This window comes from Streptomyces sp. NPDC101227 (genome assembly GCF_044767545.1).
GTDB lineage: Bacteria > Actinomycetota > Actinomycetes > Streptomycetales > Streptomycetaceae > Streptomyces.
In genome coordinates this window covers 41,095-56,140 of sequence record NZ_JBIWOD010000032.1, presented here as the reverse complement: position 1 = coordinate 56,140, position 15,046 = coordinate 41,095, and the positions used below count along the sequence as shown (strand labels likewise).

The 15,046-nt window shown below is 70.2% G+C and carries 14 protein-coding genes; 5 read left to right on the top strand and 9 right to left on the bottom strand.

Annotated features, from left to right (window positions below):
* Nucleotides 1–131 precede the first annotated feature (131 nt).
* From ACIRPT_RS39790 to ACIRPT_RS39770, 5 genes are read right to left on the bottom strand one after another with little or no spacing between them, the layout of a single operon-like run.
* A complete protein-coding gene (locus ACIRPT_RS39790; RefSeq protein WP_403836596.1) occupies nt 132–1,196 on the bottom strand; it encodes an ABC transporter ATP-binding protein in 1,065 nt (354 codons plus the stop codon).
* A complete protein-coding gene (locus ACIRPT_RS39785; RefSeq protein ID WP_403836594.1) occupies nt 1,183–2,226 on the bottom strand; it encodes an ABC transporter ATP-binding protein in 1,044 nt (347 codons plus the stop codon). Before ACIRPT_RS39785 ends, ACIRPT_RS39790 begins: the two co-directional genes overlap by 14 nt.
* Before the next feature lie 11 nt (nt 2,227–2,237).
* On the bottom strand, nt 2,238–3,233 hold the full coding sequence (locus tag ACIRPT_RS39780) for an ABC transporter permease (RefSeq protein ID WP_403501007.1): 996 nt from the start codon (nt 3,231–3,233) through the stop codon (nt 2,238–2,240).
* The gene (locus tag ACIRPT_RS39775) at nt 3,226–4,149 is read right to left on the bottom strand and encodes an ABC transporter permease (RefSeq protein ID WP_403501004.1); all 924 of its coding nucleotides are present in this window, start codon (nt 4,147–4,149) and stop codon (nt 3,226–3,228) included. The genes ACIRPT_RS39780 and ACIRPT_RS39775 overlap by 8 nt, the downstream gene beginning before the upstream one ends.
* 19 nt (nt 4,150–4,168) lie before the next feature.
* Nucleotides 4,169–5,797 (bottom strand): ABC transporter substrate-binding protein, encoded by a 1,629-nt coding sequence (locus tag ACIRPT_RS39770; RefSeq protein ID WP_403836592.1) that lies wholly within the window; start codon nt 5,795–5,797, stop codon nt 4,169–4,171.
* A gap of 244 nt (nt 5,798–6,041) precedes the next feature.
* Here ACIRPT_RS39770 and ACIRPT_RS39765 point away from each other — a divergent pair, with 244 nt between their 5' ends.
* Nucleotides 6,042–6,368, top strand: coding sequence for a hypothetical protein (locus ACIRPT_RS39765; protein ID WP_403836590.1), 327 nt, complete (start codon nt 6,042–6,044; stop codon nt 6,366–6,368).
* On the opposite strand, the gene ACIRPT_RS39760 is transcribed toward ACIRPT_RS39765, so the two are convergent.
* The gene (locus ACIRPT_RS39760) at nt 6,340–6,843 is read right to left on the bottom strand and encodes a MarR family winged helix-turn-helix transcriptional regulator (protein ID WP_403836588.1); all 504 of its coding nucleotides are present in this window, start codon (nt 6,841–6,843) and stop codon (nt 6,340–6,342) included. The genes ACIRPT_RS39765 and ACIRPT_RS39760 overlap by 29 nt on opposite strands.
* 52 nt (nt 6,844–6,895) lie before the next feature.
* On the opposite strand from ACIRPT_RS39760, the gene ACIRPT_RS39755 reads away from it, so the two are divergent.
* A complete protein-coding gene (locus ACIRPT_RS39755) occupies nt 6,896–7,549 on the top strand; it encodes a TIGR03086 family metal-binding protein (protein WP_403836586.1) in 654 nt (217 codons plus the stop codon).
* Complete coding sequence (locus tag ACIRPT_RS39750; RefSeq protein WP_403836584.1) at nt 7,543–7,932, top strand: hypothetical protein; 390 nt, start codon at nt 7,543–7,545, stop codon at nt 7,930–7,932. The genes ACIRPT_RS39755 and ACIRPT_RS39750 overlap by 7 nt, the downstream gene beginning before the upstream one ends.
* A 33-nt stretch (nt 7,933–7,965) precedes the next feature.
* Here the strand turns inward: ACIRPT_RS39750 and ACIRPT_RS39745 are convergent, their stop codons facing one another.
* The 3 genes from ACIRPT_RS39745 to ACIRPT_RS39735 form a co-directional block, all read right to left on the bottom strand.
* Nucleotides 7,966–8,748, bottom strand: coding sequence for a hypothetical protein (locus ACIRPT_RS39745; protein ID WP_403836582.1), 783 nt, complete (start codon nt 8,746–8,748; stop codon nt 7,966–7,968).
* A gap of 176 nt (nt 8,749–8,924) precedes the next feature.
* Entirely contained in the window at nt 8,925–10,832 is a 1,908-nt protein-coding gene (typA, locus tag ACIRPT_RS39740) for a translational GTPase TypA (RefSeq protein WP_403836580.1), read from the bottom strand.
* A gap of 199 nt (nt 10,833–11,031) precedes the next feature.
* The gene (locus ACIRPT_RS39735; RefSeq protein ID WP_403836578.1) at nt 11,032–13,338 is read right to left on the bottom strand and encodes an ABC transporter family substrate-binding protein; all 2,307 of its coding nucleotides are present in this window, start codon (nt 13,336–13,338) and stop codon (nt 11,032–11,034) included.
* Nucleotides 13,339–13,717: 379 nt separating this feature from the next.
* On the opposite strand from ACIRPT_RS39735, the gene ACIRPT_RS39730 reads away from it, so the two are divergent.
* Complete coding sequence (locus ACIRPT_RS39730) at nt 13,718–14,017, top strand: hypothetical protein (RefSeq protein WP_403500981.1); 300 nt, start codon at nt 13,718–13,720, stop codon at nt 14,015–14,017.
* 167 nt (nt 14,018–14,184) lie between these two features.
* The gene (locus ACIRPT_RS39725) at nt 14,185–15,012 is read left to right on the top strand and encodes a hypothetical protein (RefSeq protein ID WP_403836576.1); all 828 of its coding nucleotides are present in this window, start codon (nt 14,185–14,187) and stop codon (nt 15,010–15,012) included.
* Nucleotides 15,013–15,046: the final 34 nt, after the last annotated feature.

Here is a 15,046-nt window from a genome sequence, read left to right as displayed (position 1 = left end):
GGGGGCCCCTGGGGGGGGGGGGGGGGGGCGGGCCGGGCGGGCGGGGTTGTCCGGGGGGGGCCGGCAACGCCCGCCCCCCCCCCCCGGGGGGGGGGGGCCCCCCCCCCCCCGGCCCCCCCCCCCCCACGGCGTCATTCGCTCGGCACGACGTGCCGTTCCTCCGCGAAGTGGCAGGCCGATGCGTGCTTGGCCGGGCCCTCGGCGTCCCGGAACTCCGCGGGCACCTCCAGCGGCGGGACGACCTCCGCGCACAGCGGCTGCGCCTTCCAGCACCGCGTGCGGAAGCGGCAGCCGGACGGCGGATTCGCGGGCGAGGGGACGTCACCGGCCAGCAGGATGCGTTCGCGGCGCTCGCGGGCGTCCGGGTCCGGCACGGGCACGGCGGACAGCAGCGCCTGGGTGTACGGGTGCGTGGGATGCTCGTAGATCTGCTCGTCGGTGCCGGTCTCGGCGAGGCGGCCCAGATACATCACCGCGACCCGGTCGGAGATGTGCCGGACGACCGACAGATCGTGTGCGATGAAGACGTAGGAGAGGTCGAACTCGTCCTGCAACTGGTCCAGCAGATTGACCACTTGGGCCTGGACGGAGACATCCAGCGCGGAGACCGGCTCATCGGCGACGATGATCTCCGGCCGCAGCGCCAGGCCCCGTGCGATGCCGATGCGCTGCCGCTGCCCGCCGGAGAACTGATGCGGATAGCGGTTGATGTACTCCGGGTTGAGCCCCACCACATCCAGCAGTTCCTGGACCTTCTTGCGGCGGTCTCCCTTGGGGGCCACCTCGGGGTGGATCTCATACGGCTCGCCGACGATGTCGCCGACCGTCATCCGCGGGTTCAGGGAGGTGTAGGGGTCCTGGAAGACCATCTGGATGTTGCGCCGTACGGCCTTCATCGCGCGCCCGGACAGCGTGGTGATGTCCTGCCCCTGGTAGCGGATCTGACCGGACGTCGGACGCTCCAGCCCCACCAGCATCTTGGCGAGCGTGGACTTCCCGCAGCCCGATTCGCCGACGATGCCGAGCGTCTCGCCCTTGCGCAGGTCGAACGTGACCCCGTCGACGGCCTTCACCGCGCCGATCTGCTTCTTGATGAGCACGCCCTGGGTGAGCGGGTAGTGCTTGACCAGGTCGCGGATCTCCAGGATCGGCTCGCCGAGCGCCGCCCGCGCCTGGGGTCCGTCACCGTGCGCCATCGAGCGTCTCCTTCCAGAAGTGGCAGGCGCTGGCCCGGCCGGGGCCCACGTCGTAGAGCGGCGGACGGTCCGTCAGGCAGACGTCCTGGGCGAGCGGGCAGCGCGGGTTGAAGGGGCAGCCCGGTGGGATGGCGGTGAGGTTGGGCGGCAGGCCCTTGATCGCGTACAGCTCGCGGCCCTTGCGGTCCAGGCGCGGGATGGATTCCAGCAGGCCTCGGGTGTAGGGGTGCGCGGGCGCCTTGTAGAGCTGGTGGACGGGCGCGGTCTCGACGATCCGTCCCGCGTACATCACCGCGATGGTGTCGGCGACATCCGCGACCACGCCCAGGTCGTGGGTGATCAGGATGAGCCCCATGCGGTACTCGCGCCGCAGCTCCGCGAGCAGATCCATGACCTGCGCCTGGACGGTGACGTCGAGGGCCGTGGTCGGCTCGTCGGCGATGATCAGTTCGGGGGCGAGCGCCAGCGCCATCGCGATCATGATGCGCTGGCGCATCCCGCCGGAGAACTGGTGCGGATAGTCCCCCACCCGCTCCCTCGCCGCGGGGATCCCCACCCGCTCCATCAGCCCGACGGCCTTCTCCCGGGCCTCCTTGCGGGACAGTCCCTCATGGACCCGGAACATCTCCCCCAGTTGCACCCCGACGCTCAGGACCGGGTTCAGGGAGGACAGCGCGTCCTGGAAGATCATCGCCATCTTCGCGCCGCGGACCCTGCGGCGCTCCTCCTTGTTCAGCCGGAGCAGATCGCGCCCCTGGAAGACGACCTCGCCGCCGGTCACGAACCCCGGCGGGGAGTCGAGAATGCCCATCACGGCCTGCGCGGTGACGGACTTGCCGGAGCCGGACTCCCCCAGCACCGCCAGCGTCTGCCCCGCCGCCACGCGGTAGCTCACGCCGTTGACGGCCTGGGCGACGCCGTCCCGGGTGCGGAACTCCACCCGCAGATCGCGTACGTCGAGCAGGACGTCACCGTCCGCCGTCGGCGCCGCGTCGTCCGGCGGGGCCGGGTCATCGCTCGGGTTGGTCATCCGCCCGCTCCTCAGCGCAGCTTGGGGTCGAGGGCGTCGCGCACCGCGTCGCCGAGCATGATGAACGCCAGCACCGTGATGCTCAGCGCGCCCGCGGGCCACAGCAGCATGTGCGGCGCATTGCGGATGTAGGTCGAGGCCGCGGAGATGTCGATGCCCCAGGAGACCGTCGGCGGCTTCAGGCCGGCGCCCAGGTAGGACAGGGTCGCCTCCAGGGCGATGTAGGTGCCCAGCGCGATGGTGGCGACGACGATGACCGGCGCGACGGCGTTCGGGGCGATATGCCGCAGCAGCAGCCGCCCGTTGCCGGCGCCCAGCGCCCTGGCCGCCTGGACGTAGTCGTTCTGTTTGGCGGTGACCACGGCGCCGCGGGCGATACGGGAGATCTGCGGCCAGCCCAGCAGCACGATGAAGCCGACCACCGGCCAGACGGTGCTGCTGGTGATGACGGAGAGGAAGACCAGGCCTCCGAGGATCACCGGGATGCCGAAGAAGATGTCCGCGAGGCGTGAGAGCAGGGTGTCCCACCAGCGGCCGAAGAACCCGGCCAGCCCGCCCAGCAGGCTGCCCAGCAGGGCGGCGCCCGCGGTGGCGCAGACGCCGACGGTGATGGAGGCGCGGGCGCCGTAGACCACCCGGGTGTAGACGTCCCGGCCCTGGGTGTCGAAGCCGAAGGGGTGGCCGGGCCGGGCGCCCTCCTGCGCCCTGGCCAGATCGCCGCGGTAGGGGTTCTGGGTGGCGATCAGCTGCGGCCAGATCGCGATGATCACCAGGAAGACGATGACCAGCGCGGAAACCACGAAGACGGGGTTGCGGCGCAGATCGTGCCAGGCGTCGCTCCACAGGCTGCGCGGTTTGCCCGTGGGCACACCCCCCGGCGGGCCGGCCCCCGGGACCCGCTCCAGCGACTCGGCCTCACCGATGGCCAGCGCGGCGGGGCCGCCGTCACCGTGGCCGATGGCTTCCTTCGACACATAGGCCCCATATGGCTCGTAGGGCTCAGGCATAACGGATCCTCGGGTCGAGGACGGCGTACAGCAGATCGACCAGCAGATTCGCGACCAGGAAGACCAGCACCAAAATCGTGACGAAGCCCACCACGGTCGGCGAATTCTGCCGCAGAATTCCCTGATAGAGCTGGAATCCCACGCCGTGGATATTGAAGATGCGCTCGGTGACGATGGCGCCGCCCATCAGCGCACCGATGTCCGTGCCGATGAAGGTGACGACGGGGATCAGCGAATTGCGCAGCAGATGACGGGTGATGACCCGGTGTCCGGGCAGCCCTTTGGCGACGGCCGTACGGACATAGTCCGCGCGGGCGTTCTCCGCGATCGACGTACGGGTCAGCCGGGTGACATACGCGAGCGACACCAGCGCCAGCACCAGCCCCGGCAGCAGGAGTTCATTGAGCGGCGCCTCGGTGGAGACGGTCGGCGCCGCCCATCCCCACTGCACGCCGAACAGAAACTGCATCACATAGCCGCTGACGAAGGTGGGGATGGACACCACGACGAGGGTGAGCAGCAGCACCGAGGTGTCCACGCTCCGGCCGCGCCGCAGCCCGCTGAACACTCCCAGCACCACACCCGCGATCATCTCGATGACGATGGCGACGAGCGTCAGCCGCAGCGTGACGGGAAAGGCGTCCGCCATCAGCTCGGTAACCGACTGGCCGTTGAAGGCGGTGCCGAAATTCCCCTGGAAGATCTGCCCCATGTAATGCACGTACTGCTTCCACAGCGGCTGGTCGAGATAGAGATCGGCACGGATCTGAGCGGCGGTGGCGGGGTCCGGCGCCCGGTCGCCGAACAGTGCGGCAACGGGGTCACCGAGCGCGTACACCATGAAGAAGATCAGGAACGTGCTGCCGATGAACACCGGGATCATCTGGAGCAGCCGCCGGATCACATAGCGTCCCATGAGCGGGGCCCGGTGGGCCTCACACCACCTTGATCTCGTTGTAGACCGGCACGCTGAACGGATTCAGCGACACATTGCTGATCCGTTCGGAATAGCCGGCGCTGCCGTTCTGGTACCACAGCGGGATGGCCGGCATCTGCTCGGCCAGGATCCGCTCCGCGTCCTGGAATTTCGCGACCGCCTTGCCGGTGTCGGTCTGCGCGTTCGCCTCGTCGACCAGATTGTCGAAGTCGGCGTTGCTGAACTTTCCGTCGTTGGACGCCGCATTCGTGTAGTACAGCGGCTGCAGGAAGTTCTGGATCAGCGGATAGTCCATCTGCCAGCCGGCCCGGAACGGCCCGGTCATCTGCTTCGCCGAGATCTTGTTGCGGAAGTCCGCGAAGGTGCCGACCGGTGCGCCGACGCACGCCTTGTCGCTGCCCAGCGCGTTGTTGATGCTGTTGCAGATCGCGTCGATCCAGTCCTTGTGCGACCCGGTGTCCGCGTTGTAGGCGAGCGTCATCTTCCCGCCGGGCAGCCCGCCGCCCTCTGCGATCAGCTGCTTCGCCTTGGCCGCGTCGAATTCACAGGCGGGCCCGCACAGGCCCCCCTTGAATCCGCCCTTCTCCCCCAGCACGGGCGAGGTCCAGTCCGTGGCGGGCGTCCGGGTCTTCTGGAAGATCTCCTTGGTGATCTGGTCGCGGTCGATGGCCATCGAGATGCCCTGCCGCAGCTTCGCCTTCTCGCCCTCGCCGCCCCAGTCCTTGTCGTACATGGGGAAGGTGAGGGTCTGAATGATTCCGGCCGGCTGATTGATGTAGCGGTTCCCGAGATCCCGCTTGACGTTCTTGAGCTGCGCGGCCGGCACATCGTCGACGAGGTCCAGATTGCCCGCCTGGAGATCGGTGTACGCGGTGTTGTTGTCGGTGTAGACGCGCAGGTCGATACCGCCGTTCTGCGCGGGGTCCGAGCCCGGGTACTTGTCCCACTTGCGCAACTTCAGCGCGGAGCCCTTGGTGTACGAGTCCACCGTGTAGGGGCCGTTGCCGACCGGCTTCTTCAGCCAGGCGTCGTGATCCTTGTAGAACGCCGCCGGCAGCGGCATGAAGGCCGTGTAGCCGAGGGTGTCGGGCCAGCTGGAGAACTTCTGGTTCAGCTTGACGGTGAAGGTCTTGTCGTCCTTCACCACCAGCCCGGACAACGTCTTGGCCGTCGGGGTGCCGCTGCTCGGATGCACCTTGTCGAAGCCGTCGATGTACTGGAAGAACGAGGCGTTCTTCTGCTTGTTGCTGAGCAGCGCACCGTAATTCCAGGCGTCCACAAAGGACTTGGCGGTGACCGGCTCGCCATTGCTGAAGGTCCAGCCGCCCTTCAGCTTCACGGTGAAATTCTGCGAGTCCGTCGTCTCGATCGAGTCCGCGATGACGTTCTCGGCGGCACCGGTCTTGGGGTTGTAGCGCTTGAGCCCCCGGAAGACCATCTCCATGACCTTGCCGCCCTGCACCTCATTGGTGTTCGCGGGCTCCAGCGGATTTTGCGGATCCCCCCAGGACGAGCTGACCACCCCGGCACTTTCCGAGCCGCCGCCGCCCCCGCCCCCACAGGCCGTGGCCGCGAGGGCGACGGCGACGGCGCATACGGCCCACTTCGCGCGCGTGGCTCCACGCATGGGGTGCTGCCTCCTCAGGTTTCCCAACACGCTTTGGCCATATAAGAGCGCAAAAGGGGGCATAATTCACCCAGCGCTGACCTCACGCGCTCCGAAAACCCGGGAAACCCCCCGAACGGCCGCGACCGGACGCCCGCATCGGCCGCCCGCGCGGGCCGGCTCACCGGCCGGCTTGACGCCCCCGCTCCCGCTGACCATGATCGGCGGAACCGAACGGGGGCACACGGGGGAGCGGACGGGAAGCATGGGTCACGTTGACGCGCACCACCGGGGGCGCGGGGACCTCGCCGGAGCGATCGGCAGCGCCGCGATACTGCTGCCGTCGAACCTGATCACCTGTTACATCCTCTTCGTGGCCCTGGTTTCGGCACCCGAGGGCCCGTGGGACGAGGCGGCCTCGGCCGGCACCGTAGAGACGGCCTCCCTGCTGGCCGGGGCGCTGGCGCTGGCCGTCACCCTGCTGACGCTGTTCGTCCTGGCCACGCAGTGGCTACGCAGCCGCTGGTGGCTGGCCGTGCCGGGCCTGCTGCTGGCCGGCTCCGTCATCCGCTGGCTCTTCCCTTCGGCGTAGCCGGCGCCTCGGCGGCCAGCGCCCGCAGGACCCGCAGGAAGGCGTCGCGGTCCACCGCCGGGAACGGTGCCAGCAGTTCGTCCTCGCCGCGCTGGATGTCCGCCTGTACGGCATCGCGGAGCCGGCGCCCCCCGGGGGTGAGCGACAGCAGCCGCACCCGGCGGTCGCCGGGGTCGGGGCGGCGGTCGATCAGATCGCGCGCTGCCAGATCGTCGAGTACGGCGATGAGCCGGGTCTTGTCCGCCCCGATGGCCTCGGCCAGCGCCGCCTGGGAGCGGATCGGGGTCGCGTCGAGCCGCAGCAGTACGGAGTAGGCCCACATGGTCAGCCCATGCGCGTCCAGGACCGGCCGTTCGGCCGCCATCAGGGCGCGACCCAGCGGCACCATCATCGCCGCGAGATCCGGCCGGCCGGACCGGGCCCCGCCGCCGGACGCACCCTCATTGCCGTCTGCACCGTCTCGCTCCACACCCATGGCCAGAAAAATACCGGTTGACAGATCATAAGCACGAGCACATCGTAAGCACATGCATACGACTTCGCCGCCCATGAATTCCGATCCCCGGCGCCTCCCGCTCCCCGTCCTGCGCGAGCTGCACGCCCTCGCCCTCCGGGACTCCGTAACCGCCGTGCGGCGCATCACCGCCGCCGACCTCGCGCGCCCCACGCCCTGCGCGGCCTGGACCCTGGGGGATCTGCTCGCCCATATGACCGCCCAGCACCGCGGCTTCGCCGCCGCCGCGCGGGGCGACGGGGCCGACCGCGCGCACTGGGCGCTCCCCCGGCCCGGACCGGACCCCGTCGCCGACCACGCCGCCGCGGCCGGGGAGGTCATCGCGGCCTTCGCCGCCGTCGGGGACCCCGGATCCCCGTTCACGCTCGCGGATCTCCCGGCCGCCCCGACCGTCCCCGCCCGCCGGGCGATCGGCTTCCACCTGGTGGACTGCGTCGTCCACGGCTGGGACGTCAGCCGGGCCCTGGACCTGCCGTACGCGCCCGGCCCCGACGTCCTGCGGGCCGCCCTGCCCGTCGCCGAGGCGGTGCCGGACGACGGCCGCCGGACGGCCCCGGGCAGCACCTTCCGCCCCGCCCTGCCGGCCGACGGCGACGGCGGCCCGCTGGAGCGGATCCTGACCCTCCTGGGCCGGTCACCTTCCTGGACGGCGGCGGCACCGTGCTGAGGTCGTCGTGGATCCCCGGCCCCGTACCCCGGCCGCCCGGCCCGGTGCTGGTCAGCGTCACCGACTTCCGCTTCCCCCGGCACGCCGACCTGCCGGGCATCTGGCGCGCGGCCACCCGCCTCGCCGCGGGGTGGCCGGAGCTGGAGGGGGCGGTCGGCGTGTGGCTGTGGGCGGCCCCGGCCCGGCGCCACTGCGGGGCGGTCGCCGTCTGGCGCGACGGCGCGGCCCTGCACGGGTTCGTCGGATGGCCGCCGCATGTGGCCGTCATGCGGGCGTACCGGGACCGCGGGCGGCTGACCTCGGCCACCTGGACGGCGGACCGCTTCGAGCCGTCCGCCGTCTGGGCCCGCGCGCGGACTGCCCTCCGGCAGCCGCCGCCGTGAGGTCGCGCGTGCCTCCCGGTGCCGGGCGACGGGTCAGGCGACGTCCTTGCGCGTGACCGTCACATAGCCGACGAAGCCGAGGATCGCGATCAGCCAGTAGAGGCTGACCGGCCCGGTACCGAGTCCCAGCCCGCCGTGGCGGACGGAGGTGGCCATCCAGTCCGCGACGGAGGCGCCCAGCGGCCGGGTCACCACATAGGCCCACCAGAAGGCGGGCACGGCGCCCAGGCCGAACGTCCGGTGCCCCAGGGCCGGCAGGGCCATCGCGACGGCGAACCCGCCGATGGAGCCGAGATATCCCCAGCCGAGGGTGCCGGCGGTCATATCGCCGGCCGCGGTGCCGAGCGCGAAAGTGGCCAGCACCGTGGCCCAGTAAAAGCATTCTCGGCGGCGGGTGTGAATCCCGTGAATGGACAGGGTTTTCTCGCTCGCGTACCAGAGCACGAAAATCACGGCGAGGAGGGCGAGAAAGATCAGCGTGGCCGTCAGATAGGGAATTCCCAGACCGACGTGGGCCGTATCGGCGGCCATGGTGCCGAAGACGCTCACCAGCACGATGGCGGTCCAGTAGACCCAAGCGACATAGCGCCGTATCCGAAGCTGCACCACCAGCGTGACCAGCAGCAACACCCCCGCAACGCCGACGGCGACCATCGGGTCGAGAAGATGGGCAAGGTAATCCGAAAGGGTTTCCCCCATACCCGTCGTCAGCAGTTTGATAATCCAGAAGTAAGCGGTGACTTCCGGGACCTTGCTCAGCGCATGCGGCGCCCTGTCCATTACCGTCCGGCCGGGACGGAGTTGTTCTGTCGTCATGGCCGGAAAGGATGGCACACCGGCGGTGCGCTGCGATCATCCCCCATGCCGTGGCGGAAAACGTAAGAGCGGGGTATGAAAAGCCGGGCCATTCGGTGTGAATTCCGGCGGCCCGGGAAACGCCGACGGGGCGCCCTCCCGAAGGAGGGCGCCCCGTATCGGACGGTGGCGACGGCTCAGCCGTGCTTGGCGCGCGAGGCGCTGCGGCCGCGCTCCTTCTGGTCCAGGACGACCTTGCGGATGCGGACGGCCTCCGGGGTCACCTCGACGCACTCGTCGTCGCGGCAGAACTCCAGGGACTGCTCCAGGGAGAGCTTGCGCGGCGGGACGATCGCCTCGAAGGAGTCGGCGGAGGAGGAGCGCATGTTGGTGAGCTTCTTCTCCTTGGTGATGTTCACGTCCATGTCGTCGGCGCGGGAGTTCTCGCCGACGATCATGCCCTCGTACACCTCGGTGCCGGGGTCGGTGAACAGCACACCGCGCTCCTGGAGGTTCGTCATCGCGAAGGCGGTGACGGCGCCGGAGCGGTCGGCGACCAGGGAGCCGTTGTTACGGGTCTTCAGCTCGCCGAACCACGGCTCGTGGCCCTCGTGGATGGAGTGGGCGATACCCGTACCGCGGGTGTTCGTCAGGAACTCCGTACGGAAGCCGATCAGACCGCGGGAGGGGACGACGAACTCCAGACGGACCCAGCCGGAGCCGTGGTTGGACATGTTGTCCATCCGGCCCTTGCGGGTGCCCATGAGCTGCGTGACGGCGCCCATGTGCTCCTCGGGCACGTCGATGGTCATGCGCTCGACGGGCTCGTGGGTCTTGCCGTCGACCTGCTTGGTGACGACCTGCGGCTTGCCGATGGTCATCTCGAAGCCCTCGCGGCGCATCTGCTCGACGAGGATCGCGAGCGCCAGCTCACCGCGGCCCTGCACCTCCCAGGCGTCGGGGCGCTCGGTGTCCAGGACGCGGAGCGAGACGTTACCGATCAGCTCGCGGTCCAGGCGGTCCTTGACCTGACGGGCGGTGACCTTGCGGTCCTTTATCGCCGCCTTGGCGTCCGCGCCCTTGCCCGTGCCGCCGCGGCCGACCAGCGGGGAGGTGTTCGTGCCGATGGTCATCGAGATGGCCGGCTCGTCCACCGTGATGAGCGGCAGGGCGATCGGGTTCTCCGGGTCGGCGAGGGTCTCGCCGATCATGATGTCGGGGATACCCGCGACGGCGCAGATGTCACCGGGGCCCGCCTTCTCGGCCGGCTTGCGGGTGAGCGCCTCGGTCATCATCAGCTCGCTGATGCGGACGTTCGCCACCGTGCCGTCGCGCTTGATCCAGGCGACGGACTGGCCCTTCTTCAGCTCGCCCTGCTCGACGCGGAGCAGCGCGATACGGCCGAGGAAGTTGTCCGCGTCGAGGTTGGTGACGTGCGCCTGGAGGGGCGCCGACTCGTCGTACTCGGGGGCCGGGACGTGCGCCAGCAGGGTGCTGAAGAACGGCTCGAGGTTCGTGCTGTCGGCCGGGACGGTGCCGTCCTCCGGCTTGGTCAGCGAGGCGACGCCGTCACGGGCACAGGCGTAGACGATCGGGAACTCGATCTGCTCCTCGTCCGCGTCCAGGTCCAGGAACAGGTCGTAGGTCTCGTTGACGACCTCGTCGATCCGGGAGTCGGGGCGGTCCGTCTTGTTGATGCACAGGATGACCGGCATCCGGGCCGCGAGGGCCTTGCGCAGCACGAAACGGGTCTGCGGGAGGGGGCCCTCGGAGGCGTCCACGAGCAGGACGACCGCATCCACCATCGACAGGCCGCGCTCGACCTCACCACCGAAGTCGGCGTGGCCGGGGGTGTCGATGATGTTGATGGTGATCGGGTCCCCGCCGTCCTTGGGGTGGTACTTGACGGCGGTGTTCTTCGCCAGGATCGTGATGCCCTTCTCACGCTCCAGGTCGTTCGAGTCCATCATCCGGTCGTCGAGCTTCTCGGCAGCGTGCTCGGCGAAGGCGCCGGCCTGCTTGAGCATGGCATCGACGAGGGTCGTCTTGCCGTGGTCGACGTGGGCGACGATGGCTACGTTACGAATGTCGTGACGGGTGGGCATACTGGCGGCGCTTCTCCCGGATCGTGGGTGGCGGCACGTACGGTCCGGTACGTGTGCCTCTCGGCCGGGCTTGCATACGCCACGACCTCACCCCATGGTACGGGGCTGCGGCGACTTCGGCCGCCACAGCCCGTACGCACACCATCTGACCTGCGGTTTCTTACCCTTTGTTAGCTCCCGGTCAGCTCTGGCTCCACCCTTACTTCGTGTAGCCGATGTCCTGGAAGCGGGGCGAGGCGAAACCGAAGGCGCCGATATTGGCGAGCGACTTCCTGGTGGCCACCAGTTCCGGGCGCTGGTAGAGGGGGATGGAGCCGGCGGCGGCCCAGATACGGGCGTCCGCCTGCGCCATGAGATTGCCGGCCTCCTCCTCGTCCAGCTCGGAGGTGGCCTGGTCGAAGAGCTGGTCGATGTGGTCGGTGCCGACCCTGGTGTAGTTCTGCTCGACGGCGAGGGAACCGTCGGCCGCGGGCTCGGGCTTGGCGTAGATCGGGCGGGCGTCGGTCGCGGGGTAGGCGGTGCCCGGCCAGGAGTAGAGCGCCAGGTCGTAGTCGCCGGCGGCGATGTGGTCCTGGAAGTAGCTGGCGTCGGCGACCCGCTGGACGGAGGTCTGGATGCCGATCTTGCCGAGCATCGCCGAGATGTGCTCCCCCACCGTGCGCAACTGCTCCGAACCCGCGCCGTCGGGGAGGACGAAGCGCAGGGTCAGCGGCTTGCCGTTCTTGCCCAAGGCCGGTGCCGTCACCGGCCTTGCCTGCCGCTGCGGCGCGCCCTTGGCCTCGGGGTCCTCGTCCGCGGCGACCTGGGCGGCGGCCACCGGGTGCGCCCGCTCCTCGTCGGCCCGCGCCTCGCGCGCCTGCTCGGCGCTCGGCGGGTGCGCCGCACCGGTCGCGGCGTCCTGCCCGGTCTCGACCCGCTCGGCGTCGCCCAGCGCCCGTGCCGCGCGCCGCTGGTACCGGCGGGAGGCCTCGGTGGCGCCGCCGTCGGCCTCCTGCCGGGCCGCGGCCTCCGCCTTGAAGAAGGCGGCGCTCTGCCGCAGCAGGGCGGACTGCTGGACCTCGGAGCCCACCGCGCCCGCGGCGGACAGCGGGGCCTCGGCGGCCGCGGGCCGGGCGCCGGGAGCCCGGGCATCGGACCGGGCGTCCGCGGCGGCCCGGCCCGGCCGCTCCGGGTTGCGGCCGTCCGAGGAGCCGCTCTTGGGGGACGCCTCTACGGCTGCGCCCGAGGCGCTGGGTGCGGCCGCGCCGGGCTTCCGGCGGGCCTGCTCGGTGGCCCCGCCCGGCTTCCAGCCCGCGTCGGCGAGCAGCGCCTTGGCGGCGGCGGTGTCCTGCCCGCCGATCGCGTCGCTGTGGTCCGCGTACCCGTCCTGCCCGGCCAGCAGCAGATGGCTGCCGAGCGGCTTCGCGGGCAGGCTGAGCGGCTTGAGGACGGTGTCGGCGAGCGCCTGCCGGTCGATGGCGCGGGCCACCGCGCGGCGGACCCGCTCATCGGTGAGCGGGCCGGTGCTGCCGTTGAGGGCGAGCTGGGTGTAGGCGGGTTCGAGGGCCTTGCGGACGGTGTAGCCGCGCAGCGTGGCGGGGGCCGCGGGCTTGGCGTCCGTACCGGCCTTGGGTGCGGAGCCCGCCGGGTGGCCGGCCGAGGCGACCTTCTTGGCGGCCCCCTGGTCGATCTCGGCGACATCGACGGACCCGGCGGCCAGGGCGGCGGCCCGTTTGTCCCGCGGCAGCTCCGTGAAGACGATCCGGTCGAGCTTGGCGCGGGCGCCCCACCACTTCGGGTTGCGGACCAGGGTGACGCGGTCGCTGTCCTTCTCCCACTCGCCCACCATGAACGGGCCGGCCGCCACCCCCAGCCGCTCGCGGGTCCCGTCGTTGAAGGCATCGGCGTCGCCCATCACGCTCTGCGGATACAGCGGTGTGAACAGGGACCGCCAGTCGGCGTACGGCCTGCCGAAGGTGACCTTGACCTCGTGTTTGTGCTTCCCCTGGGTGACCTTGGCGATCCGGTCGTAGCCGGCGTTACGGGCCGTCCAGAACGCGTTGTCCTTGCCGCGCAGCGCCTTCCACTGGGCGATGAAATCCTGCGCGCCGATCTTGCGGCCGTCGCTCCACCGCGCCTTGGGGTTGATCTTGTAAGTGACGACCTGCTTCGGTTCGCGGGCGGTGATGTCGGCGGCGTCCAGGTAGTCGGCGTTGCGCTGCGGTCTGCCGCGGTCGTCAAGGGTGAACAGAGTGGGCAGCACCGCGCCGGTGATCCGCGCGGTGGTGGCATCGGCGTCGGCCTGGAAGGCATTGAGGGTGCCGGGCATGGTGTCAACGGCCCAGCGGATCGTGCCGCCGTCCTTCAGCCGTTCCCGGGACGCCGGGGCGATGTCCTGGGAGGCGACCGCCGCGTCGGAGTCCTCGCCACTGCATCCGGCCAGGACGGGCAGCGGAAGCAGCACCCCCGCCGCGATCAGCGCGGCACAGCGGCGCCTGCGGCACGCTGAGCTGACTTGGTCGGTCATGGCAGTTACCTCCGAGGCTCGCCCGCGCCGCGCCAACACGTCCGGCCGACTTTGCGGCTCATCACATCTATGGCTCCCCCACTGAAGGCGACCGGTCGCGACGCGGCCACACGACACGTCGACCGCCCCGGGAAGGTCACCCGGGCGGCCCAGTGCCGGGCCCCGTGCGCCGGTGAAACGCCGCCCCAACGGCGGCGCGCGGACGGCCCGTACGCGCCGACTCCGCATCTCCGTTCGACCCCCGCCGCGGCGCATGTTTGCCGAAACGCACCGGTTCGAGTCGTAATCGCGCCGGACCCCTTCCCAACGCCTACTGTGACGCGCGACACTCGCGGGCGCATGAGATCGCCCACCACACCTTCGGAGGTGAGGGCACGTTATGTCCCTTAAGGACGAGATGACGGCGGTTGAAAGCAACCTGACGGAGCTGGTCCGGTCCGTATCGCGGCTGGAGAAGCAGGTCGGGACCGGTCTGGACATGCGCCGGGTGCTCAGCGACACGAACCATCTGCGCGAGAGCCTCGGCCTGTTGAAGGAGAGCGCCACGGGCGCGCAGCCGGCCCGCCCCGGCACCGCCGACGACGAGATGGTGCCGGTCTCCGACGCCCCCTACGACTCCGCGCTGTGGACCGACGCCGAGGACGAGGGACTCGGCGCCAAGGACCGGCACGCGCCTTAGGAGGAGGCCCCTGGAGGAGAGCCCTTAGGGAGAGCCCTTAAGGGGTGTCCTCGCCCCACTCACATCCCTACCCCGTTCCCGTACCCCGATCCCGCCCCGACGGAGCATCGCCCGCAGAGCAGCGCTCACGGAGCGATCTCCCGGAGCGCCCTTCACGGAGACCGACGTTGGCCACTGGCATCGAACCCTCACCGCAAGCGGGCGCGACCGGCGTGCATGCCGCCTCGCGTGCCGCCATTCCCGCCCGCCATCTGCGGACCGACCGCTGGTGGCTGGCGCCCGCCTGCACCGCCGCCGGGCTGCTCGCGTTCATCGTCTACTCGACGTGGCGGGCCTTCGCGAACGCCGACTACTACCACGCGCCCTATGTATCGCCGTTCTACTCGCCGTGCCTGGCGCAGAACTGCCACACCATGCGCGGCGGCCCCAACTGGGAGATCTTCGGTTCCTGGTGGGGCCTGTCCCCCGCGCTGCTGATCCTTATCTTCCCGCTGGGCTTCCGGCTGACCTGCTACTACTACCGCAAGGCCTACTACCGCGGCTTCTGGGCCTCGCCGCCGGCCTGCGCGGTCGCCGAGCCGCACAAGAAGTACACCGGCGAGACCCGCTTCCCGCTGATCCTGCAGAACATCCACCGCTACTTCTTCTACTTCGCGGTGCTGGTGGCCTGCATCCTGACGTACGACACCGCCCTGACCTTCCGCGACGAGCACTACGCCTGGGGTCATATGGGCCTGGGCACCCTGGTCTTCCTGGCGAACATCGCGCTGATCTGGGCGTACACCCTCTCGTGCCACTCCTGCCGGCACATCGTCGGCGGCCGGCTGCGGCACTTCTCCAAGCACCCGGTGCGCTACCGGCTGTGGGGCTGGGTCGGCAAGCTCAACGAACGCCACATGCTGCTCGCCTGGTCGTCGCTGATCAGCGTCGCGGTCGCCGATCTGTACGTCTATCTGCTGGCCACCGGGGCCTTCGCCGATCCGCGCTTCTTCTGAGCGCGCTGTCTTCCATTCATCGAAGGAAAGGTGT

What these genes read in the sequence shown, in the direction of transcription:
- ACIRPT_RS39735 (WP_403836578.1), bottom strand. Translation starts at nt 13,338, where the DNA reads ATGACCGACCAAGTCAGCTCAGCGTGCCGCAGGCGCCGCTGTGCCGCG.
- ACIRPT_RS39745 (WP_403836582.1), bottom strand. Translation starts at nt 8,748, where the DNA reads ATGACGACAGAACAACTCCGTCCCGGCCGGACGGTAATGGACAGGGCG.
- ACIRPT_RS39755 (WP_403836586.1), top strand. Translation starts at nt 6,896, where the DNA reads ATGCATACGACTTCGCCGCCCATGAATTCCGATCCCCGGCGCCTCCCG.
- ACIRPT_RS39730 (WP_403500981.1), top strand. Translation starts at nt 13,718, where the DNA reads ATGTCCCTTAAGGACGAGATGACGGCGGTTGAAAGCAACCTGACGGAG.
- ACIRPT_RS39770 (WP_403836592.1), bottom strand. Translation starts at nt 5,797, where the DNA reads ATGCGTGGAGCCACGCGCGCGAAGTGGGCCGTATGCGCCGTCGCCGTC.
- typA (WP_403836580.1), bottom strand. Translation starts at nt 10,832, where the DNA reads ATGCCCACCCGTCACGACATTCGTAACGTAGCCATCGTCGCCCACGTC.
- ACIRPT_RS39785 (WP_403836594.1), bottom strand. Translation starts at nt 2,226, where the DNA reads ATGACCAACCCGAGCGATGACCCGGCCCCGCCGGACGACGCGGCGCCG.
- ACIRPT_RS39765 (WP_403836590.1), top strand. Translation starts at nt 6,042, where the DNA reads ATGGGTCACGTTGACGCGCACCACCGGGGGCGCGGGGACCTCGCCGGA.
- ACIRPT_RS39760 (WP_403836588.1), bottom strand. Translation starts at nt 6,843, where the DNA reads ATGGGTGTGGAGCGAGACGGTGCAGACGGCAATGAGGGTGCGTCCGGC.
- ACIRPT_RS39775 (WP_403501004.1), bottom strand. Translation starts at nt 4,149, where the DNA reads ATGGGACGCTATGTGATCCGGCGGCTGCTCCAGATGATCCCGGTGTTC.
- ACIRPT_RS39790 (WP_403836596.1), bottom strand. Translation starts at nt 1,196, where the DNA reads ATGGCGCACGGTGACGGACCCCAGGCGCGGGCGGCGCTCGGCGAGCCG.
- ACIRPT_RS39780 (WP_403501007.1), bottom strand. Translation starts at nt 3,233, where the DNA reads ATGCCTGAGCCCTACGAGCCATATGGGGCCTATGTGTCGAAGGAAGCC.